Origin of the sequence: Bacillus sp. es.034, assembly GCF_002563655.1 — a bacterium.
In the GTDB taxonomy this organism is placed as follows: domain Bacteria; phylum Bacillota; class Bacilli; order Bacillales; family Bacillaceae_B; genus Rossellomorea.
Map to the genome: position 1 here is coordinate 709,459 of NZ_PDIY01000001.1, position 23,096 is coordinate 732,554.

The 23,096-nt window shown below is 43.5% G+C and carries 22 protein-coding genes and 2 other annotated features; all 22 genes read right to left on the reverse strand.

The window, feature by feature from the left end; genetic code table 11:
- Positions 1-40: 40 nt before the first annotated feature.
- Entirely contained in the window at positions 41-1,231 is a 1,191-nt protein-coding gene (tuf, locus tag ATG71_RS03690; protein WP_034765989.1) for an elongation factor Tu, read from the reverse strand.
- Between the two features lie 127 nt (positions 1,232-1,358).
- Positions 1,359-3,437 (reverse strand): elongation factor G, encoded by a 2,079-nt coding sequence (gene fusA / locus ATG71_RS03695; RefSeq protein WP_034765991.1) that lies wholly within the window; start codon positions 3,435-3,437, stop codon positions 1,359-1,361.
- 51 nt (positions 3,438-3,488) lie between these two features.
- Positions 3,489-3,959, reverse strand: coding sequence for a 30S ribosomal protein S7 (gene rpsG / locus ATG71_RS03700; RefSeq protein ID WP_034765993.1), 471 nt, complete (start codon positions 3,957-3,959; stop codon positions 3,489-3,491).
- A 44-nt stretch (positions 3,960-4,003) separates the two neighbouring features.
- Complete coding sequence (rpsL, locus tag ATG71_RS03705; protein ID WP_034765995.1) at positions 4,004-4,426, reverse strand: 30S ribosomal protein S12; 423 nt, start codon at positions 4,424-4,426, stop codon at positions 4,004-4,006.
- Positions 4,427-4,525: 99 nt separating this feature from the next.
- Positions 4,526-4,774 (reverse strand): 50S ribosomal protein L7ae-like protein, encoded by a 249-nt coding sequence (locus ATG71_RS03710; RefSeq protein ID WP_034765997.1) that lies wholly within the window; start codon positions 4,772-4,774, stop codon positions 4,526-4,528.
- A 160-nt stretch (positions 4,775-4,934) separates the two neighbouring features.
- Entirely contained in the window at positions 4,935-8,534 is a 3,600-nt protein-coding gene (gene rpoC / locus ATG71_RS03715; RefSeq protein WP_098438511.1) for a DNA-directed RNA polymerase subunit beta', read from the reverse strand.
- A 51-nt stretch (positions 8,535-8,585) separates the two neighbouring features.
- Complete coding sequence (rpoB, locus tag ATG71_RS03720) at positions 8,586-12,143, reverse strand: DNA-directed RNA polymerase subunit beta (RefSeq protein ID WP_098438512.1); 3,558 nt, start codon at positions 12,141-12,143, stop codon at positions 8,586-8,588.
- 232 nt (positions 12,144-12,375) lie between these two features.
- Positions 12,376-12,984, reverse strand: coding sequence for a class I SAM-dependent methyltransferase (locus ATG71_RS03725; protein WP_098438513.1), 609 nt, complete (start codon positions 12,982-12,984; stop codon positions 12,376-12,378).
- A 122-nt stretch (positions 12,985-13,106) separates the two neighbouring features.
- Positions 13,107-13,466 carry a 50S ribosomal protein L7/L12 gene (gene rplL / locus ATG71_RS03730; protein WP_060674138.1) on the reverse strand — a complete coding sequence of 120 codons (360 nt, stop codon included), beginning with the start codon at positions 13,464-13,466 and terminating at the stop codon, positions 13,107-13,109.
- Between the two features lie 59 nt (positions 13,467-13,525).
- Complete coding sequence (gene rplJ, locus ATG71_RS03735) at positions 13,526-14,026, reverse strand: 50S ribosomal protein L10 (RefSeq protein WP_098438514.1); 501 nt, start codon at positions 14,024-14,026, stop codon at positions 13,526-13,528.
- Positions 14,027-14,068: 42 nt separating this feature from the next.
- Positions 14,069-14,213, reverse strand: a sequence feature (ribosomal protein L10 leader region).
- A gap of 51 nt (positions 14,214-14,264) precedes the next feature.
- Positions 14,265-14,966, reverse strand: a complete 702-nt coding sequence (gene rplA, locus ATG71_RS03740) for a 50S ribosomal protein L1 (protein WP_034766007.1) — start codon at positions 14,964-14,966, stop codon at positions 14,265-14,267.
- A gap of 125 nt (positions 14,967-15,091) precedes the next feature.
- Entirely contained in the window at positions 15,092-15,517 is a 426-nt protein-coding gene (gene rplK, locus ATG71_RS03745) for a 50S ribosomal protein L11 (RefSeq protein ID WP_032085258.1), read from the reverse strand.
- A 178-nt stretch (positions 15,518-15,695) separates the two neighbouring features.
- The gene (gene nusG / locus ATG71_RS03750) at positions 15,696-16,229 is read right to left on the reverse strand and encodes a transcription termination/antitermination protein NusG (protein ID WP_098438515.1); all 534 of its coding nucleotides are present in this window, start codon (positions 16,227-16,229) and stop codon (positions 15,696-15,698) included.
- 170 nt (positions 16,230-16,399) lie between these two features.
- Positions 16,400-16,579: a preprotein translocase subunit SecE gene (gene secE, locus ATG71_RS03755; protein ID WP_034766010.1), complete on the reverse strand. Its 180-nt coding sequence runs from the start codon at positions 16,577-16,579 to the stop codon at positions 16,400-16,402.
- Between the two features lie 46 nt (positions 16,580-16,625).
- On the reverse strand, positions 16,626-16,772 hold the full coding sequence (rpmG, locus tag ATG71_RS03760) for a 50S ribosomal protein L33 (RefSeq protein ID WP_079534455.1): 147 nt from the start codon (positions 16,770-16,772) through the stop codon (positions 16,626-16,628).
- Between the two features lie 72 nt (positions 16,773-16,844).
- Positions 16,845-17,504, reverse strand: coding sequence for an RNA polymerase sporulation sigma factor SigH (sigH, locus tag ATG71_RS03765; protein ID WP_179886448.1), 660 nt, complete (start codon positions 17,502-17,504; stop codon positions 16,845-16,847).
- A gap of 62 nt (positions 17,505-17,566) precedes the next feature.
- Complete coding sequence (locus ATG71_RS03770) at positions 17,567-18,076, reverse strand: NYN domain-containing protein (protein WP_098438517.1); 510 nt, start codon at positions 18,074-18,076, stop codon at positions 17,567-17,569.
- A 5-nt stretch (positions 18,077-18,081) separates the two neighbouring features.
- Positions 18,082-18,825 carry a 23S rRNA (guanosine(2251)-2'-O)-methyltransferase RlmB gene (gene rlmB / locus ATG71_RS03775; protein ID WP_098438518.1) on the reverse strand — a complete coding sequence of 248 codons (744 nt, stop codon included), beginning with the start codon at positions 18,823-18,825 and terminating at the stop codon, positions 18,082-18,084.
- Complete coding sequence (locus ATG71_RS03780) at positions 18,822-19,247, reverse strand: Mini-ribonuclease 3 (RefSeq protein ID WP_034766015.1); 426 nt, start codon at positions 19,245-19,247, stop codon at positions 18,822-18,824. The genes rlmB and ATG71_RS03780 overlap by 4 nt, the downstream gene beginning before the upstream one ends.
- Positions 19,247-20,647 carry a cysteine--tRNA ligase gene (cysS, locus tag ATG71_RS03785; RefSeq protein WP_098438519.1) on the reverse strand — a complete coding sequence of 467 codons (1,401 nt, stop codon included), beginning with the start codon at positions 20,645-20,647 and terminating at the stop codon, positions 19,247-19,249. The genes ATG71_RS03780 and cysS overlap by 1 nt, the downstream gene beginning before the upstream one ends.
- Positions 20,644-21,294, reverse strand: coding sequence for a serine O-acetyltransferase (gene cysE / locus ATG71_RS03790; RefSeq protein ID WP_034766017.1), 651 nt, complete (start codon positions 21,292-21,294; stop codon positions 20,644-20,646). The genes cysS and cysE overlap by 4 nt, the downstream gene beginning before the upstream one ends.
- Positions 21,295-21,363: 69 nt before the next feature.
- Positions 21,364-21,581 (reverse strand) — a binding site (T-box leader).
- Between the two features lie 43 nt (positions 21,582-21,624).
- The gene (gltX, locus tag ATG71_RS03795; protein ID WP_098438520.1) at positions 21,625-23,082 is read right to left on the reverse strand and encodes a glutamate--tRNA ligase; all 1,458 of its coding nucleotides are present in this window, start codon (positions 23,080-23,082) and stop codon (positions 21,625-21,627) included.
- Positions 23,083-23,096 lie beyond the last annotated feature (14 nt).

Genomic DNA, 23,096 nt, shown 5'->3' on the forward strand with positions numbered 1-23,096 from the left:
ACAGATGGACACGAAGTCCATCTGTTTTTGATATCAATGATTACTCAGTGATTGTAGCTACTACTCCAGCACCTACAGTACGTCCACCCTCACGGATAGAGAACTTAGTACCTTCTTCGATAGCGATTGGAGCGATAAGCTCAACAGTCATTTCGATGTTATCGCCAGGCATAACCATTTCTACACCTTCAGGAAGGTTACAGATACCAGTTACGTCAGTTGTACGGAAGTAGAACTGTGGGCGGTAGTTAGTGAAGAATGGAGTGTGACGTCCACCTTCTTCTTTAGAAAGAACATAAACTTCTGCTTTGAACTTTGTGTGTGGAGTGATTGTACCTGGCTTAGCAAGTACTTGTCCACGTTGGATATCTTCACGAGCTACACCACGAAGTAGTGCACCGATGTTGTCTCCAGCTTCAGCATAGTCAAGAAGCTTACGGAACATTTCTACACCTGTTACAGTAGTAGATTTTGGTTCTTCAGAAAGACCGATGATGTCGATAGTGTCTCCAACTTTAACTTGTCCACGCTCAACACGACCAGTAGCAACTGTTCCACGACCTGTGATTGAGAATACGTCCTCAACAGGCATCATGAATGGCTTGTCAGTGTCACGCTCTGGAGTTGGGATGTAGCTATCTACAGCTTCCATAAGTTCGAAGATTTTCGCTTCCCACTCAGCATCTCCTTCAAGAGCTTTAAGAGCAGAACCTTTGATTACTGGTACGTCATCGCCAGGGAAATCGTACTCAGAAAGAAGGTCACGAACTTCCATTTCTACTAATTCAAGTAGTTCTTCGTCGTCTACCATGTCACATTTGTTCATGAATACAACTAGGTATGGAACACCTACTTGACGAGAAAGAAGGATGTGCTCACGAGTTTGTGGCATTGGGCCATCAGCAGCAGATACTACTAGGATCCCACCATCCATTTGTGCAGCACCAGTGATCATGTTTTTAACATAGTCAGCATGTCCTGGGCAGTCAACGTGTGCATAGTGACGAGTATCAGTTTCATACTCAACGTGCGCAGTAGAGATTGTGATTCCACGTTCTCTTTCTTCTGGAGCACCGTCGATTTGGTCATATGCCATTGCAGTTCCACGACCATACTTCTTGTGAAGTGTAGTTGTGATTGCAGCTGTTAGAGTTGTTTTACCATGGTCAACGTGACCGATTGTACCGATATTCGCATGTTGCTTGGAACGATCAAATTTTTCCTTACCCATTTGAAAATCCTCCTTTGATTTTAAAGAAAATAAGTATATTTTGGGTGTCTCAGAGACAGTAATGACCATCTCTGACACAACAATTGCTTACATTAGTATTTATACTTTATAAAAGCGAATAAATCAATTATTCACCTTTATTTTTTTTGATGATTTCTTCAGAAATCGACTTAGGTACTTCTTCGTAGTGATCGAAGTGCATGGAGTATGTTCCGCGCCCTTGTGTGTTAGAACGAAGGGAAGTCGCATATCCAAACATTTCTGATAGAGGTACGAACGCTTTAACGACTTGAGCGTTACCGCGTGCTTCCATACCTTCTACGCGTCCACGACGGGAAGTAACGTCACCCATGATATCTCCAAGGTATTCCTCAGGGATAACAACCTCAACCTTCATCATTGGCTCAAGGATGACTGGCTTACATTTAGAAGCAGCATTCTTAAGTGCCATTGATGCAGCGATTTTGAACGCCATCTCAGAGGAGTCGACGTCATGGTATGAACCATCGAATAATCTTGCTTTAACATCAACAAGTGGGAAACCAGCTAAGACACCATTTTCTAAAGCGTCAGAAAGACCGGCTTGTACAGCAGGGATGTATTCACGAGGAACTACACCACCGACGATACCGTTCTCGAATTCGAATCCTTTACCTTCTTCATTAGGTGAGAATTCGATCCAAACGTGTCCGAATTGTCCACGTCCACCAGATTGACGGGCGAACTTACCTTCAACTTTAGCCGTATCACGGAAAGTCTCACGGTAAGATACCTGAGGAGCACCTACGTTTGCTTCTACTTTGAATTCACGTCTCATACGGTCAACGATGATATCTAAGTGAAGCTCACCCATACCGGCGATGATAACTTGACCTGTTTCCTGGTCAGTATGCGCGCGGAATGTTGGATCTTCCTCTTGAAGTTTTTGAAGAGCAGTCGTCATTTTATCTTGGTCAGCCTTTGATTTAGGCTCAACGGATAGAGAGATAACCGGCTCTGGGAATACCATGGATTCTAAGATAACAAGGCTCTTTTCATCACATAGTGTATCTCCAGTACTTGTATCTTTCAGACCAACTGCTGCTGCAATGTCTCCAGCGTATACAGTAGAGATCTCTTCACGTGAGTTAGCGTGCATTTGCAGGATACGTCCTACACGTTCACGTTTACCTTTAGAAGAGTTTCTTACGTATGAACCAGAATCTAATGTTCCTGAGTACACACGGAAGAATGTTAATTTACCAACATAAGGGTCAGTTGCAACTTTGAATGCCAATGCAGAGAATGGAGCATCGTCAGCAGATGGACGAGTTACTTCTTCTTCTGTATCAGGTACAAAACCTTTGATATCTTCAACATCTGTTGGTGCTGGAAGATAATCGATAACTGAGTCAATTAGTAATTGAACCCCTTTGTTTTTGAATGCAGATCCACATACTACCGGGTAAAACTCGACAGTTAGTGTAGCCGCACGGATAGCAGCTTTGATTTCTTCGTTAGAAAGCTCTTCGCCTTCTAAGTACTTCATCATAAGCTCTTCATCAAGTTCAGATACTGCTTCAATAAGTTTTCCGCGGTATTCTTCAGCTTGATCTTTGTACTCTTCAGGAATGTCACGAGCTTCTGCGCGAGTTCCAAGGTCATCTTCGTAGAAATATGCTTTCATTTCTACTAAGTCGATGATTCCTTCGAAGTCATCCTCAGCACCGATTGGAAGCTGGATAGGATGTGCATTAGCTTGTAGACGCTCATGTAGTGTACCTACAGAGTAAAGGAAGTCAGCACCGATTTTGTCCATTTTGTTAACGAACACTACACGGGGAACCCCGTAAGTAGTTGCTTGGCGCCATACAGTTTCAGTTTGAGGCTCAACACCAGATTGAGCATCAAGTACTGCTACTGCACCATCAAGTACACGCAGGGAACGTTCAACTTCAACAGTGAAGTCTACGTGTCCCGGTGTATCGATGATGTTGATACGATGGCCTTTCCATTGGGCTGTTGTCGCAGCAGAAGTGATAGTGATACCACGTTCTTGCTCTTGCTCCATCCAGTCCATTTGAGAAGCACCTTCGTGAGTTTCTCCAATTTTATGGATACGACCTGTATAAAATAGGATACGCTCAGTTGCAGTTGTTTTACCGGCATCGATGTGAGCCATGATACCGATATTACGAGTGTTTTCTAAGGAGAACTCTCTAGGCATGCGGTCTTTCTCCTTCCTTATATAAGAATGTTTTGTTTGATTAAGGTCAGATTACCAACGATAGTGAGCAAACGCTTTGTTCGCTTCAGCCATCTTGTGTGTATCTTCACGCTTCTTGACAGAAGCTCCAGTGTTGTTAGCTGCATCAAGGATTTCGTTAGCTAAACGCTCTTCCATTGTCTTCTCACCGCGAAGACGAGAGTAGTTTACTAACCAACGAAGACCTAATGTAGTACGACGCTCTGGACGCACCTCTACAGGTACTTGATAGTTTGAACCACCTACACGACGAGCTTTCACTTCTAATACCGGCATGATATTTTTTAAAGCTGCATCGAATACTTCCATTGCATCTTTACCTGAACGCTCGCTAATGATATCAAACGCTGCGTATAATTTCTTTTGAGCTTTACCTCTTTTACCGTCAATCATGATTTTGTTGATTAAACGAGTAACTAATTTAGAATTGTACATTGGATCAGGTAAAACGTCTCTTTTTGCTACAGGACCTTTACGTGGCATGTGATTTCCTCCTTTCAACGAGAAATGAATTTATAGTCGTTTTATTATTTTTTAGCTGCTTTAGGGCGCTTAGTTCCGTATTTAGAACGTCCTTGCATACGGCCGTCAACTCCAGCTGTATCAAGCGCACCACGTACGATGTGATAACGTACTCCCGGTAAATCCTTTACACGTCCTCCACGGATAAGAACAACACTGTGCTCTTGAAGGTTGTGTCCGATACCAGGGATGTAAGCAGTAACCTCGATTCCATTCGTTAAACGAACACGTGCATATTTACGTAGCGCCGAGTTCGGTTTCTTTGGAGTCATTGTACCAACACGAGTACATACACCACGTTTTTGTGGAGAAGACAAGTTCGTGTGCACCTTCTTAAAGCTGTTATAACCTTTGTTAAGAGCTGGTGACTTTGATTTAGTTGATTTTGACTGACGAGGCTTGCGAACTAATTGGTTAATAGTTGGCATTTTGTTTTCCTCCCTTCTTATTTGGTAAGCCCACACATCCAGGTGGTTCTTTTTTGGGTAAAAGTAAAGTTTTTGTAGATCGCTTCTACAAAAACTATTTTACTGTATAATCGCAACAGCTGCGGCTCCAACATCTATTCCGCACGATTTTCCAAGTTTCTTCATCGAATCCACTTTGTTAACCGGTACATTAAGATCAATCGCGGCCTGAACTACTTTTGCTGTAACCTTGGGATCAGCATCCTCCGCAATTACAACCTCGAGTACATGACCAGTTTTTAGAGCTTTCACTGCTTGCTTTGTTCCTACAATAATTTCTTTAGCCTGCGCTACTTTTTCATAAGACATTTCATATCCTCCAAAGTAACAGGTTATTAATAGGAGCAACCTTGAATATATTATCATCTTAAAATCTCTATGTCAACAAAGATTTAAAAGATTTATAAAAGCTAACTCTTAAGCATGATGTTTGAGCAATCAAACCCGCCTAAGAGTTAGCCTAAATAGATTACTCTACTGTTACTGTTTCTTCACTAGTATCTTCTGCTAAAACCGGTTCTGCTTTACGGTAACGTTGCATACCTGTTCCTGCTGGAACCAGCTTACCGATGATAACATTTTCTTTCAATCCTAGTAACTCATCACGTTTTCCTTTGATCGCAGCGTCCGTTAACACACGAGTTGTTTCCTGGAATGATGCTGCGGATAAGAAGGAATCTGTTTCAAGTGAAGCCTTGGTGATCCCGAGCAGTACAGGACGTCCTGTTGCCGGAAGCTTACCGCCGAACAATGCTTTCTCGTTCGCATCTCTGAATTGGTGGATATCCATAAGAGTACCTGGAAGCACTTCAGATTCACCAGCATCGATGACGCGGACTTTACGTAACATTTGACGGACCATGACCTCAACGTGTTTGTCGCCGATTTCAACACCTTGCATACGATATACCTTTTGTACTTCGCGCAATAAGTATTCTTGAACGGCAGACACATCACGGACTTTAAGAAGTTCTTTCGGATCGATCGAACCTTCAGTGATTTCCTGACCGCGTGCGACCTTATCGTTTACAGCGAACTTCAGGCGCGCTGTGTAAGGGGCTGTGTAACTTCTCGTTTCCACATCACCTTGTACGGTAATTTCGTACTGACGATCTTTCCCTTCACTGATGGATGTGATCACACCATCGATTTCAGAGATGACAGCTTGACCTTTAGGATTACGCGCTTCGAAGATCTCTTGGATACGCGGTAAACCTTGAGTGATATCGTCTCCTGCAACCCCACCTGTATGGAACGTACGCATCGTTAACTGAGTACCCGGTTCCCCGATGGATTGAGCAGCGATGATACCAACAGCTTCCCCGACTTCGACTTTTTGACCTGTCGCAAGGTTCGTTCCGTAACATTTTTCACATACACCATGTCTTGTGTTACATGTGAAGGCAGAACGGATTGAAACATGTTCGACGCCAGCGTCAATGATCGTCTTAGCCAAGTCTTCTGTGATCAGCTGATTTTCTGTCATGATGATTTCATCTGTCTCAGGGTGACGCAAGGTCTTACGTGAATAACGACCGAGTAAACGTTCTTCAAGAGGTTCGATGATTTCCGTACCCTCTTTAATGGAGCCTACAAGTAAGCCTCTGTCCGTTCCACAGTCTTCCTCACGAACGATAACGTCCTGTGCAACGTCAACTAGTCGACGTGTCAGGTAACCTGAGTCAGCTGTTTTCAGTGCTGTATCGGCAAGACCTTTACGGGCACCATGGGTAGAGATGAAGTATTCAAGAACCGTCAGACCTTCACGGAAACTTGATTTGATCGGTAACTCGATGATACGACCAGCCGGGTTGGCCATCAGTCCACGCATACCGGCAAGCTGAGTGAAGTTAGATGCGTTACCACGGGCACCTGAGTCACTCATCATGAAGATCGGGTTGCGTTTATCCAATGTTGCCATCAGCTTACCTTGAATCGTATCTTTCGCAGCACTCCAGATGGAGATGACACGATCATATCTTTCGTCCTCAGTAATTAAACCACGTTTGAATTGCTTCAAGACGTTGTCTACCTTACTTTGCGCTTCGATCAAAATCTCTTCTTTTTCCGCTAGTACGACGATATCTGCGATACCAACCGTAATACCGGCTTTAGTAGAATATTTGAATCCAAGGTCCTTCATCTTATCAAGCATACGAGACGTTTCCGTGATGGCAAACTTCTTGAACACTTCCGCGATGATATTCCCTAAGAAACCTTTTTTGAACGGGTTGATTAACTCACGGTTTTGGAATACTTCCTTTACGTCTGTTGTTGAATCAACAAAGTAGTTCTCAGGAGTTGCAACTTCCAAGTTCGTTCTTGTTGGTTCATTAATGAACGGGAATGTATCAGGTAAGATTTCGTTGAAGATCACTTTACCTACCGTTGTTAATAACAATTGTTTGTTTTGCTTTTCAGTGAACGTTTTGTTGTTGATGGTGCTTGCATGGATCGCAATACGGGTATGCAAGTGCACATAACCATTTTGATATGCAAGGATGACTTCACTTGCATCGTTGAAGATCATACCTTCACCAACAGCATTTTCACGTTCTAGAGTCAGGTAATAGTTACCTAATACCATATCCTGGGACGGAGTAACAACCGGTTTACCGTCTTTCGGATTTAGGATGTTTTGGGCAGCAAGCATGAGCATGCGCGCTTCAGCTTGAGCTTCAGAAGATAGTGGTACGTGAACCGCCATTTGGTCACCATCAAAATCCGCATTGTATGCTGTACATACAAGTGGATGAAGACGGATCGCTCTACCTTCGACAAGCGTTGGTTCAAATGCTTGAATACCAAGTCTATGAAGTGTAGGTGCACGGTTTAAAAGAACTGGATGTTCTTTGATAACCCCTTCTAAAACATCCCATACTTCCGGCTGGACGCGTTCAATCTTGCGCTTCGCACTCTTGATGTTATGGGCCAATCCTTTTTCAACGAGTTCTTTCATAACAAATGGTTTGAATAGCTCGAGAGCCATTTCTTTAGGAAGACCACATTGGTACATCTTAAGGTTAGGTCCAACAACGATTACAGAACGGCCGGAGTAGTCAACACGTTTACCAAGAAGGTTCTGACGGAAACGACCTTGCTTCCCTTTAAGCATATGTGAAAGGGATTTTAATGGACGGTTACCTGGTCCAGTAACTGGACGTCCGCGACGACCATTATCAATTAAAGCATCCACCGCTTCTTGTAGCATACGCTTCTCATTTTGAACAATGATGCTCGGGGCACCAAGGTCCAATAAACGCTTAAGACGGTTATTACGGTTAATAACACGACGATATAAATCATTTAAGTCAGAAGTCGCAAAGCGTCCACCGTCAAGTTGAACCATCGGGCGAAGCTCTGGAGGAATGACAGGAAGGACATCAAGGATCATCCAGTCCGGATCATTACCTGAGTTCCTGAAAGATTCCACTACTTCCAATCGTTTGATTGCACGGGTACGGCGCTGACCTTGAGCTGTTTTCAATTCTTCTTTCAAGAAATCAGCTTCTTTATCCAGGTCAATATCCTGCAGAAGCTTTTTAATGGCTTCCGCACCCATTGCAGCTTGGAATTTCACTCCGTACTTCTCACGGTATGCACGGTACTCTTTTTCAGAAAGAAGTTGCTTTCTTTCAAGAGCCGTGTCACCTGGTTCTGTTACAACATAGGAAGCGAAATAGATGACTTCTTCCAAAGCACGGGGGGACATGTCTAAAACAAGACCCATACGGCTTGGGATTCCTTTGAAGTACCAGATGTGAGAAACGGGTGCGGCAAGTTCAATGTGACCCATACGTTCACGACGAACTTTCGCCTTTGTTACTTCGACACCACAGCGGTCACAAACGACGCCTTTATAACGGACACGCTTGTATTTACCACAGTGACATTCCCAGTCCTTCGTAGGACCGAAAATACGTTCACAGAACAAACCGTCTTTTTCTGGTTTTAACGTACGATAGTTAATCGTTTCGGGCTTTTTAACTTCCCCGAAAGACCATGAACGGATCTTATCGGGGGAAGCTAAACCAATTTTCATATACTCAAAATTATTTACATCTAGCAAGGGGCCTACCTCCCTTTTAATCTACAGGTTCTAACCCTAATTGCTCTAAATTTATTCTTTAGACCCTACTGTCTCGGATTCCTGTGCTTTAGATTCAGAGATATTTAGCGTGTCTGCTTGTTGTACTTCTTCTTCATCCTCTAAGTCACGCATTTCAATTTCTTCTTCGGTACTAGAGAGGATCTTAACATCCATACCTAAACTTTGAAGCTCTTTGATCAGAACTTTGAATGATTCCGGAACACCAGGTTCAGGAACGTTTTCACCCTTGACGATGGCTTCGTATGTTTTCACACGTCCCACAACGTCATCGGACTTAACTGTAAGAATTTCTTGTAGAGTGTAAGCAGCACCATAAGCTTCAAGTGCCCATACCTCCATCTCACCGAAACGCTGTCCACCGAATTGTGCTTTACCACCGAGTGGCTGTTGCGTAACAAGTGAATAAGGTCCGGTTGAACGTGCGTGAAGTTTGTCATCAACCATGTGAGCAAGTTTGATCATATACATGATTCCAACTGATACACGGTTATCAAACGGTTCACCCGTTCTACCATCGTAAAGAACGGTTTTGGCATCGCGTGCCATACCTGCTTCTTCAATTGTTGCCCATACATCTTCCTCACGCGCTCCATCAAATACTGGTGAAGCGACATGAATACCGAGGTATCTTGCTGCCATTCCCAAGTGAAGCTCCAGCACCTGACCGATATTCATACGTGATGGCACCCCTAGTGGGTTAAGCATGATATCAATCGGTGTGCCGTCTGGTAAGAACGGCATGTCTTCTTCAGGAAGGATTCTTGAGATAACACCTTTGTTACCGTGACGACCAGCCATTTTGTCACCTTCAGAGATCTTACGTTTCTGAACGATGTATACACGTACAAGCTGGTTCACACCTGGTGGTAATTCATCGCCATCTTCACGGTTGAAGACTTTCACATCAAGGATGATTCCCCCGCCACCGTGTGGTACGCGAAGGGATGTATCCCGGACTTCACGGGCCTTCTCACCGAAGATTGCATGTAATAGACGCTCTTCAGCCGTCAGTTCCGTTACACCTTTAGGCGTTACTTTACCGACAAGCAGGTCGCCATCTTTTACTTCAGCACCGATGCGGATGATTCCACGTTCATCAAGATTGCGAAGTGCATCTTCACCAACGTTAGGAATATCACGAGTGATTTCTTCAGGTCCCAACTTCGTATCACGGGATTCAGACTCATACTCTTCAATATGAATTGAAGTATATACATCGTCTTTTACAAGACGTTCACTCATGATGATCGCATCTTCATAGTTGTAACCGTCCCAAGTCATGAATCCAACCATTACGTTACGTCCCAAGGCGAGTTCACCTTTTTCCATTGAAGGACCATCAGCAAGGATTTCTCCTTTTACTACACGGTCGCCTTCACTTACGATCGGACGCTGGTTGTAGCATGTACCCTGGTTAGAACGGATGAATTTCTGCATACGGTACTTATCGAGGTCACCTTTCACTTCTTGACCGTCGATTTCTTTCACACGACGTACCCAAACTTGTTTCGCTTCAACCTTTTCTACAATACCTTCATATTTACAAATCACAGCGGCACCGGAGTCTTTCGCAGATACGTGTTCCATACCTGTTCCGACGATCGGTGATTCCGGATTCATCAAAGGTACTGCTTGACGCTGCATGTTCGCTCCCATTAGAGCACGGTTGGAGTCATCGTTTTCTAAGAATGGAATACATGCTGTCGCAGCTGATACTACTTGTTTAGGAGATACATCCATGTAATCGAGACGTTCACGCTTGATGACCGTGTTCTCACCGCGGAAACGGGAGATGACTTCTTCATCAAGGAATGCGCCGTCATCTCCAAGACGGGCGTTCGCCTGTGCCACTACATAGTTATCTTCTTCGTCTGCTGTCAAGTAATCGATACGATCGGTTACTTTCCCAGTATCGGGGTCGACACGACGATACGGCGTTTCGATAAAGCCGAATTTATTCACTTTCGCAAAGGAGGAAAGTGAGTTGATCAGTCCGATGTTCGGACCCTCAGGTGTTTCAATCGGACACATACGGCCATAGTGGGAATAATGGACGTCACGCACTTCGAATCCAGCACGTTCACGTGTTAAACCACCGGGCCCTAAAGCAGAAAGACGGCGTTTGTGCGTTAATTCTGCAAGAGGATTCGTTTGATCCATGAATTGAGACAATTGAGAGCTTCCAAAGAACTCTTTAATGGATGCAATAACAGGACGGATGTTGATCAGTTGTTGAGGCGTGATTGTATTCGTGTCCTGAATGGACATTCTTTCACGAACCACACGCTCCATACGTGATAAACCGATACGGAATTGGTTCTGTAGCAATTCACCAACCGAACGTAAACGACGGTTACCTAAATGGTCAATATCATCTGTCAGTCCTACTCCATGTAATAAGTTAAAGAAGTAAGAAATGGAAGAAATGATATCTGCAGGTGTAATGTACTTAACCTCTTCTTCAACATACGCATTGCTGATTACGTTGATTTCAAAATCTCCCTCTTCGTTAGGAGAATAGATTTTGATAGATTGAAGAACTACGTCTTCTTCTAATACGCCGCCGGACTGTTGGTAGTTTTTGAAACCAATGCCGTTTTCTAAATAAGGGATGACCTTATCCAGGGCGCGACGGTCAAGAACCGTGCCTTTCTCTGCCAGAATCTCACCCGTTTCCGGATCTGCTAGAGTTTCTGCTAGAGTCTGACCGAATAAACGATTCTTGATGTGCAGCTTTTTGTTCATTTTGTAACGTCCAACGTTTGCTAAGTCATAACGCTTAGGATCAAAGAAACGAGAAACGAGTAAACTTTTAGCATTTTCTACTGTAGGAGGCTCTCCCGGACGCAGACGCTCATAAATCTCGAGCAATGCTTTGTCGATACCTTCCGTGTTGTCTTTCTCGAGCGTGTTACGAATGTACTCATTATCACCGATCAAATCGATGATTTCTTGATCAGAGCCAAACCCAAGGGCACGTAAAAGAACCGTTACCGGTAGTTTGCGAGTTCGATCAATTCGCACATATACAACATCTTTTGCATCTGTTTCATACTCAAGCCAAGCTCCGCGGTTTGGTATAACGGTAGCAGTAAACCCTTTCTTTCCGTTTTTATCTACTTTTCCGCTAAAGTAAACACTAGGTGAACGTACTAGCTGAGATACGATAACGCGCTCAGCACCATTGATAACAAACGTACCTGTGTCTGTCATTAATGGGAAATCACCCATAAATACGTCTTGATCTTTTACTTCTCCTGTTTCCTTGTTCACAAGACGGACTTTTACTCTAAGCGGTGCAGAGTAAGTAACATCTCTTTCCTTTGATTCTTCCACCGAGTACTTTGGCTCTCCCAGACTATAATCAATAAATTCCAAAGAGAGATTACCAGTGAAGTCCTCAATCGGAGAAATGTCACGGAACATTTCTCTTAACCCCTCATCAAGAAACCATTGATACGAGGAAGTTTGAATTTCGATTAAATTCGGTAATTCTAAAACTTCACTGATACGCGCAAAACTTCTGCGTTGGCGGTGTCGTCCATACTGAACTAGTTGACCTGTCAACTGATTCACCCCTCAAATCAAGCGTTTTGGTTGTGTCTATATGCCTTAAAGTAGGATTACTACTCTACACAAGACAAAAAGAAAAAGGGTTTTAATGATAAAACCTCATTTTCATATGACGAACTATTATTTTATAATCTTTTCCAATTTATCCAACATGTATACATATGGACATAATACCGGAAAATAATATTTTTGCATTTTATAATGTTATCATAGCAGATAAGCTACGTCAACGGATTTCTTTTACCGATTTCAAGATGTAGTATCCCTTTTTTCTGGTGACGATTTCTACATTTGAAAAGATTTTTTCCATTTTCTCCATGGCAGAGGGAGCACCTTGCTTCTTCTGAATAACGACCCACAATTCTCCGCGTTCCGTCAGATGTTCGTAACTATTCTCAAGAATCGAATGAACCGTTTCTTTCCCTGCTCGTATTGGAGGGTTCGTTAAAATAGCGGCAAATCCCTTTTCAACGACATTCGTATATCGGTCACTTTGATAGACTTTAACGTTTTGAACTTTATTTTCCCCAGCATTTTCTTTCGCTAAAGATAAAGCCCTCTCGTTTACATCGATCATATGGACCGTCCGATCACCAAAGTCTTTAGCCAAGGATAACCCGACCGGGCCATAACCGCAGCCGACATCAAGCATCGGTCCCTGAACATCAGGTAATTCAAACGTTTCAATCAAGACTCTTGAACCAAAGTCAACTTCCTTTTTCGAGAAGACGCCCTGATCTGTCTTAAACCGAAATGTATGCCCCCTTAATTCAAAGGCAATCATCCCTGTTTTACTTTCCACATCCGGATTACGGGAATAATAGTGATTGGTCATTATATCATCTCCATCCATTGATAGATCCCGCCTGGTAACCATCTTTCCCAAAAAGAGTTTGGATAGATGCCAGACAAGAAAAAAGCCCGCCAAATATAGCGAGCTTTTCATCTATACAATCATTACTTAACTTCTACGCCAGCTCCAACTTCTTCAAGCTTAGCTTTAAGTTCTTCAGCTTCCTCTTTAGCAATACCTTCTTTAAGAGCTTTAGGAGTGTTATCAACCATTTCTTTCGCTTCTTTAAGGCCAAGACCTGTGATTTCACGAACAACTTTGATAACCTTGATTTTTTGAGCTCCAGCGCTCTCAAGAATTAGGTCGAATTCAGTTTGTTCTGCAGCAGCGTCAGCGCCACCAGCAGCAGCAGCTACAGGTGCAGCAGCAGTTACTCCGAATTCTTCTTCGATTGCTTTAACTAGATCATTTAGTTCAAGAACTGACATTTCTTTAATCGCGTCAATGATTTGCTCTTTACTCATTTTAAATTTCCTCCTTGTGATGTTTGCTTAATTTTTTTATTTAAACGACTTGCTTTAGCTTACGCGCCTTGCTCTTCTTTTTGATCTGCAACGGCTTTTGTTACCAACGCAAAGTTGCGCATTGGTGCTTGTAGCACGCTGAGTAGCATAGAAAGAAGTCCTTCGCGGTTTGGAAGTTCAGCGATTGCTTTAACATCCTCAACAGAAGTGATTGTTCCTTCGATGACACCCGTTTTGATTTCAAGTGCTTCGTGTTCTTTAGCGAAGCTGTTAAGGATCTTTGCAGGTGCAACTACTTCTTCTGTACTGAACGCGATTGCGTTAGGACCAGTTAAGAATTCGTTTAACCCTTCAAGACCAGCTTCTTCTGCCGCACGACGTACCATAGTGTTTTTGTACACTTTGAACTCGATGCCAGCTTCACGAAGTTGTTTACGAAGCTCAGTTACTTCGGAAACGTCTAGGCCACGGTAATCTACAACGATTGTAGATACACTGTTTTTTAGCTTGTCAGAGATTTCTCCAACGATGTGTTTCTTTTGATCTAGAATGCTGCTCATCATTACACCTCCTGTAGATTGACTGATGAACATTTATACCGTCATCCAATAAAAAATGCCCTTATATCAAGGTAGACATAAGGGCATTGCAAACACGCTATACGCGGTTATTTTATCGCAATTACCTCGGCAGGATATTAAGCTCGTAATGAGCACCTACTGTCTACGGTACAAATGTATTCGTTTTTTAACAACAGAACTAATTATAATCACTAGTCCTCAGTAAGTCAATACCAAATTATGCCTTAACTGCGAAAGTTGAAGGATCGACTTTAACGCCAGGTCCCATTGTAGAAGTTACAGAAACATTTTTCATGTAAGTTCCTTTTGCAGCAGCAGGTTTAACTTTAAGCATTGTTTCATACATTGTAGCAAAGTTTTCAACAAGCTTTTCGTTGTCGAATGAAATCTTTCCAACAGGAACGTGAACGTTACCTGATTTGTCAGCACGGTATTCAACTTTACCAGCTTTGATTTCATTGACAGCTTTCGTTACGTCGAATGTTACTGTTCCAGTTTTAGGGTTTGGCATTAAACCTTTAGGTCCTAATACGCGACCAAGTTTACCAACTTCACCCATCATGTCTGGAGTTGCAACGATTACGTCGAACTCGAACCAACCTTGGTTGATCTTGTTGATAAGTTCTGCATCACCTACGAAATCAGCGCCGGCAGCTTCTGCTTCTTTTGCTTTATCGCCTTTAGCGAATACAAGAACTTTTTGAGTTTTACCAGTTCCATGAGGAAGTACAACTGCTCCACGGATTTGCTGGTCGTTTTTACGAGTATCTACACCTAAGCGGAACGCTACTTCAATCGTTGCGTCAAACTTAGCGAAGTTTGTTTTCTTAACTAGTTCGATTGCTTCTTCCACTGAATAAGCTGTAGTACGATCTACAAGCTTTTGAGCTTCAAGAAACTTTTTACCTTTTTTAGCCATTTTAAATTTCCTCCTATATGTGGTTTTAGCGGAATAACCTCCCACGAAATAAGGTTGCGAGTGAAACGTACATTTCATCATCGCAACCTCGTTCAACAGGAACCTCTACTTTAACGTAGCAGGGATTAGTCTTCGATGACGATACCCATGCTGCGCGCAGTTCCTTCTACCATGCGCATAGCTGATTCAACACTAGCTGCATTTAAGTCAGGCATTTTTGTTTCAGCAATTTCACGTACTTTATCGCGTTTAAGTGTTGCCACTTTCTTGCTGTTTGGTTCGCCTGAACCAGACTCGATACCTGCAGCTTTCTTAAGAAGAACAGCAGCGGGTGGAGTTTTTGTGATGAATGTAAATGAACGGTCTTCAAATACCGTGATTTCAACAGGAATGATTAAGCCAGCTTGATCTGCTGTACGAGCATTGAATTCCTTACAGAATCCCATGATGTTAACACCTGCTTGACCTAGTGCAGGACCAACTGGTGGAGCTGGATTAGCTTTACCGGCAGGAATCTGCAATTTAACCATTTTGATAACTTTTTTAGCCACGAGACACACCTCCTTAAGTCCGTGATGTGGTTATTGGGTTTTTCACCCTCCCACTCAAATGTAAAAAATGTCTTTATCAACATAAAGAACGTCTATTAGTTTCAGTATCTCTTTAGTGGAGACGCACTGACTTATGAAATAGTACCATTTTTTCAGAATGATTTCAAGTTCTTTTCCATTATAATTTATCTATTTGGGAGAAATCCAGTTCTACCGGGGTGTCTCTGCCAAACATATTGACTAGAACCTTCACTTTTGCTTTTGCATTATCAATCTCTTCGATCGAGCCGGTGAAGTTCGCAAACGGACCTTCATTCACCCTTACTGTTTCTCCTAATTCGAAGTCAATCTCTACCTTTTTCTCTGTCATGCCCATTTGTTTCAGAAGGTTTGTTACTTCTTCCGGCAATAATGGTGTGGGTTTTGAACCGTGTCCTGATGAACCGACGAAACCGGTCACTCCAGGTGTGTTTCGGACGACATACCATGAATCATCCGTCATGACGATTTCCACGATCACATAACCGGGAAATACCTTCTTCTTAATTACTTTCTTCTTGCCATTCTTAAAATCCGTCTCTTCTTCTTCAGGCACGATCACGCGGAAGATCTTATCTTGCATCCCCATCGTTTCAACACGCTTCTCAAGGTTCGCTTTCACCTTATTCTCGTATCCTGAATAAGTATGGACTACATACCAATTCTTCTCCATTTCATAGGACTAAACGTCCGTCCCTCCTCGCTATTTAAGAATACTCATTCGCCTTTTTTCTCCAAATGAAAAAACCCGTAAAAAGATAACGGGCTCTAAGGTCATGTACTCTATTAACATTCATTATACCATGCTTTCATGGTATATATACAACTAATTCTATGTTTCTCTTACTTAGAACCAATGATCAATCGCATAAGTTCTGAGATGCCCAGGTCGATAACAGCAAAGAAAAGGGCAACAAATATCACTGTCGTAATAACCGTGATCGTATAGCGCGTTAACTCTTTACGTTTAGGCCAGCTGACCTTTCTCATTTCCGATGCAACATTGCGAAAGAATTTAAACATCCGTTAGTAACCTCCAACTAATATCAATACGCAAGACTTCTACACTTTATTTAGTCTCTTTGTGTAGGGTGTGAGCATTACATGTATTACAGAATTTCTTTAATTCTAATCGAACGGCCTGATTACGGTTTCCCGGCACGGAATAATTCCTGGAACCGCATACCGTACAAGCCAGTATTAATTTAGTAGTCATATATTCCACCTATACTATACATAGTAAGTCCTATCAAAAATAACACGACCACCAAAATGTGTCAATATGACTTTACATCGTTATTTCGCGGACTTCCAAGTATCGTTCAAGCTTCCGTTTCACTCGCTGTAATGCATTGTCTATGGATTTCACATGGCGGTTCAGCTCTTCTGATATCTCCTGATAGGACTGCCCGTCCAAATAAAGGGCCAGTACTTTCCTCTCAAGATCGCTTAACAGCTGGGCCATCTTATCTTCCATATTATCGAATTCCTCGCGATTGATAATGAGCGCTTCCGGATCCATTACTTTCGCACCTGAAATGACATCTAGCAGCGTTCGGTCAGATTCATCATCATAAATGGGTTTATCCAGTGAAACATACGAATTCAGCGGTATATGCTTCTGTCTCGTGGCTGTCTTGATGGCTGTTATGATCTGTCTTGTGATACAAAGCTCTGCAAACGCTTTAAAAGAGGTCAGCTTGTCCTCCTTATAATCACGGATCGCCTTGTATAATCCAATCATACCTTCCTGGACGATATCTTCCTTATCTGCCCCGATTAAAAAATACGAGCGGGCTTTCGCCCTTACGAAATTACGGTATTTCCTGATCAAAAAATCGAGCGCTTCGCTGTGACCCTGATGGACGGCTTCTATGATCTCTTCATCATTCATGCCTTCTAATCGACTATCAAATGCTTCTGTCCTGATGATATTGCTCACACGCATCCCCCCGAGCAAAACAATAGATAGAAATATTATACATTACAGAAAATTCAATCGTCAACCTATCATTGTTCCCCACGGCGCCATTTTTCGAAAATTTCAGCAACTTCTTCAGATAATTGGATCTTGGAAGCCGGCCGTTTCTCGCTCGAATTCCTTACTTTTCTTTCAATCTTTTTTTCAATGACTTCCACCTCGGTCAAGAGCTCCCTCGCTGATTTGCGAAGGGCCCCCTGCCCAAAGATGGCCCATTGCTCTGTAAAATCTGAAGTGGCTACATGAATCTGTGTTTTAATATTGCTTAATTCAATGGCCAATCTTTCAATTCGTTCATCTGCCGTTTCATTTTCTTTGGTAAAAAGCACTTCCACTTTATAATTTTGATATTTCCGTGCGATCCCCTGTACGTAGTATGCATCAAATACGACAATGACACGGTAGCCCGTATACCCCTGATATTCTGCCATTTGTTCCACCAGGCGATCTCTTGCTGCGGCTAGATCCTTATGCTTCAAGTCATTCAATTCCGGCCAGGCACCGATGATGTTATAGCCATCCACAAGGAGGATATCCATCTTCCCTATTCTCCCAATGGGTGGCGTTTACGATATACCTCATACATTAAAATACTAGCTGCCACCGAAGCGTTTAGTGATGTAACATGACCGATCATAGGCAACTGAACAAGGAAATCACATTTATCACGCAAAATGCGGCTCATCCCTTTTCCTTCACTTCCGATAATCAAACCGATAGGAAGCGTACCGTCCAGCTGGCGGAAGTCCTGCTTACCCTTGGCATCCGTTCCCGCGACCCAAACACCGCGTTCTTTCAACTCATCCACCGCCCTCGACAGATTCGTCACACGTGCCACGGGAATATGTTCAATTGCACCAGTGGAAGCCTTGGCTACGGTAGAAGTAAGTCCCACCGCTCTTCGCTTCGGGATAATGATCCCATGGGCACCCGCTGCATCAGCCGTCCTCATGATGGATCCCAGGTTATGGGGATCTTCCAGTTCATCCAGGATGAGGATAAAAGGATCCTCCCCTTTTTGTTCTGCCCTATTAAATAGATCATCCAGTTCAGCATACTGATAAGCAGCAACGGAAGCGACGACCCCCTGGTGATTCTCAGATACCATCTGCTCGATTTTCTTCTTTGGGACATACTGGACCATGACATTGGATTCCTTGGCAAGTCCGACAATTTGCTGGATGGAGCCTTTCTGGGAACCTTCCGCTATCCAGATCTTATTGATATCCCTTCCTGACTTTAACGCTTCTATGACAGGATTTCTTCCTCCGATAAAATCTTTACTCATTTCTGTTCCTCCTTTCCTGCCTGGGCTTGTTCAAAAATGATCTTCAATAGTTCCTCTAATCGGTCCGTCCGATTAAGTAAAAACAAATATCCAATAAGAGCCTCAAAAGCAGTGCTGTGTTTATACGTTTGTACATCCGTGTTTTTAGGCGTTGTCCCCGATTTCGCATTCCGGCCGCGCTTGACGATCGATATCTCTTCTTCCGATAAGAGGTCCTGATCGAACAACGTTCGGAGAATGGCCGCCTGCGCTTTAGCAGACACATATTTCGTCGCAGCCCTGTGCAGTTGATTCGGTTTGATCTTACCCTTGGTTAACAGGAGCTGCCGTACATATGTTTCATATACAGCATCCCCCATGTAAGCAAGTGCAAGTGCATTGATTTGTTTCGCATCAATTTGTTCATTTGTCTCGTACAGCATTAAGATCCCCTTTTCCAGCGGGTGCCTTGAGGAGTATCTTCCAGGATGATATCCATGTCTTTCAATGTGTCCCGGATCTCATCTGCCAGTTGGAAGTTTCGGTCTTTACGGGCTTGAATACGCTTTTCGATCATTTCTTCCACTTCTTCGTCCAACATTCCCGCTTCCTGCAACGTGAGACCAAGTACAGAGAAGAAATCTTCAAACTGGTTTAAGAACCCGTCAATGACTTCTGTTGATGTATTTTTCTCCATTAAGTAATAGTTCGCTTGTCTGGATAGTTCGAATAAAATGGAAATCGCATTGGCCGTATTGAAATCATCGTCCATATCAGCAATGAATTGTGCTTTCAACGCATCGATTTTGTCCAGCCACTCCTGATTATTGTCCGTTAAGTTTGTACTTGATTCCTTGCGATGCTTCAAGTTCTCATACGCTGTCTTAATCCGGTCCAAGGAAGTCTCTGCATTCTCCAGAAGCTCAAGATTGTAGTTGATCGGATGACGGTAATGAACGGACAGCATGAAGAAACGAAGTACCTGCGGATCTTGTTCTTTAATAATGTCGTGAACCAATACGAAATTACCGAGTGATTTCGACATCTTCTCATTATCGATATTAATATACCCATTGTGCATCCAGTAATTGGCGAATGCCTTCCCTGTAAGGGCCTCTGACTGGGCAATTTCATTCTCGTGATGAGGGAAGGTCAGATCCTGTCCCCCGGCGTGGATATCGATGGTATCCCCCAAATAGCGCTTAGCCATGGCTGAACATTCGATATGCCAGCCCGGACGTCCTTCACCCCACGGGCTCTTCCAGGAAATCTCCCCTTCTTTCGCCGCTTTCCATAAAACGAAATCAAGGGCATCTTCTTTTTTGTCCCCTACATCGATGCGGGCTCCTGCTTTCAGTTCATCGATCGGCTGATGAGACAGCTTACCGTACCCATCAAACTTCCTCGTACGATAATAAACGTCTCCCTGGGATTCATAGGCATACCCTTTTTCTACAAGGGCAGAGATGAAATCAACAATGGTGTCTATATTATCTGTTACAGTGGGATGTACATCGGCTTTCCGGCAACCGAGGGCTCCCGTATCTTCGAAGTAAGCATCGATAAAGCGCTTGGCAATCGTCGGAACATCTTCTCCCAATTCCTTGGCCGCTCTAATCAATTTATCGTCCACATCCGTGAAGTTAGAGACGAACTGCACATCGTATCCCCTGTATTCCAGATAACGTCTCACTGTGTCGAACACAATCGCAGGACGGGCATTCCCTATATGAATATAGTTATAGACCGTCGGACCGCACACATACATTTTGACTTTACCCTCTTCCAGGGGTTTGAATTCCTCTTTCTGCCTTGTCAGTGTGTTATATAAACGAATCGTCATGATGATCGACTCCTTCCCTCATATTCCCTTAATAATGATTTCAATTCATTCACTTCTTTTTCAAGTTGTTTCATTCGGTCGTTCATTGGATCGGGCAGATCACAGTGGTTCAGGTCCTTCTGTATCTTCACGCCGTCCTGAATGACCACCTTCCCGGGAATACCGACTACGGTTGAATTGGGCGGAACATCTTTCAGGACAACGGAGCCTGCCCCTACCTTAGAATTTTCCCCCACAACGATCGATCCTAATACTTTTGCACCTGTCGCAATCAAGGCATTATCCTGGATCGTCGGGTGACGTTTCCCTTTTTCCTTCCCGGTCCCACCGAGGGTGACCCCTTGGAAGAGCGTAACATTGTCTCCGATTTCACACGTCTCGCCAATCACCACACCCATTCCATGATCGATGAAAAAGCGGCGTCCGATCTTAGCTCCAGGGTGGATCTCCACTCCGGTAAAGAAGCGGCTGACCTGTGAAATGACCCGGGCAATGAAAAAGAATTTCCGTTTAAAAAATGCATGGGCAACACGATGGGCCCAAATGGCGTGAAGACCCGAATACGTAAGGATGACCTCCACATAATTTCTCGCAGCCGGATCCTGATCAAACACCACATCTATATCTTCCCTAAACGACTTAAACATTCGGATCCATCCCCCTTCCTTTTTAAAAAAAACGGCTGACAATAAAAAAAACGCCCCTGTCAATAAACTGACAGAGACGCTTGTAGGCGCGGTTCCACTCTGATTGAGAAGACATACCTTCTCCAACTCGAATCCTGTTAACGGTAGGAAACCGCCTTTACCTACTCTATTTCAGTAACGGGCTCAGAGGTGCATTTCAGAATCGGAGGGGCTTAAACCACTTTCAGCCGGTGATGGTTCTCTCTACTAAGCATCCTTTTCTTACTTCTCCTCATCAACGCGATATCATTTAACGTGATACTCTTACTATATTACAAACCCTTCAAAATGTTAACCTAAAAGACTTTGAAGACGATGTTTAACTGTATCTTTCCCTAAAAGCTCAATGGCATTCGGCAATTCAGGACCATGTGTCTGGCCTGTAACAGCTACACGGATCGGCATGAACAGCTTCTTCCCTTTATGGCCCGTCGATTTTTGGACAGCTTTGATAGAGGATTTGATCTCTGCCGCCTCATACTTTTCAAGTGCTTCGATCTCGTTCAAGAAGGCCTGAAGAACTTCAGGAACCTGCTCTTCTTCGAGTACCGCTTTCGCCTCTTCATTATATTCAAGATCTGTCTTGAAGAACATTTCGGACAGCTCCACAATTTCAGCACCGAAGCTCATCTGTTCCTGGTATAAAGAAATGACGCGGCTTGCCCACTCGCGCTGCTCATCGGACATATTCTCATCCAATTTACCCGCACTGATTAAATGAGGAAGGGATAGCTCCACCACTTGAGCCAATTCCAAGTTCTTCATGTACTGATTGTTCATCCAAGTAAGCTTCTGATTATCGAACAGTGCAGAAGAAGTGGATAAACGTTCAGGATCAAAGATTTCAATGAACTCCTCTTTCGAAAACAGCTCTTCTTCCCCTTTTGGAGACCAGCCGAGCAGCGCAATGAAGTTGAACAACGCTTCTGGAAGATACCCCAATGCTTCGTATTGCTCGATGAACTGAATGATGCTTTCATCCCTCTTACTCAACTTTTTACGGCTTTCATTGACGATCAATGTCATATGCCCGTAAACCGGTGCTTCCCAACCAAGCGCTTCAAAGATCATCAATTGCTTCGGTGTATTTGAAATATGATCTTCTCCGCGAAGAACATGTGTGATTTTCATCAGATAATCATCGACTGCAACGGCAAAGTTATACGTTGGTGTACCGTCCTTTTTCGCAATGACAAAGTCACCGATACCGTCTGATTCAAATGAGACATCCTCTTTCACGATATCATTGAAGGAGTATACTTTCCCTGCGGGTACACGGAAACGGATGCTCGGCTTGCGGCCTTCTGCTGCCAATTTCTCCTGATCCTCTTTCGTCAGGTTCCGGCATTTTCCGGAGTAGCGTGGCATTTGGCCTGATGCTGATTGTGCTTCACGTTCCGCTTCCAGCTCTTCTTCCGTACAGTAACACTTATAAGCCTGTCCACTTTCCAACAGCTCATTTAAATACTGCTCATAAATATGATTACGCTCGGATTGACGATAAGGTCCGTATTCACCCGGCTTATCCGTACTTTCATCCCAATCGATCCCCAGCCACTGAAGATACTTGAGCTGACTTTCTTCTCCACCTTCGATATTTCGTTTCTTATCCGTGTCTTCAATACGGATGATGAACTTTCCGCCTGTGCTGCGGGCATAAAGGTAATTAAATAAAGCGGTTCTTGCATTTCCAATATGTAAATGACCCGTTGGACTCGGGGCATAACGGACGCGTACTTCCTTAGTCATGTATGTTCCTCCTA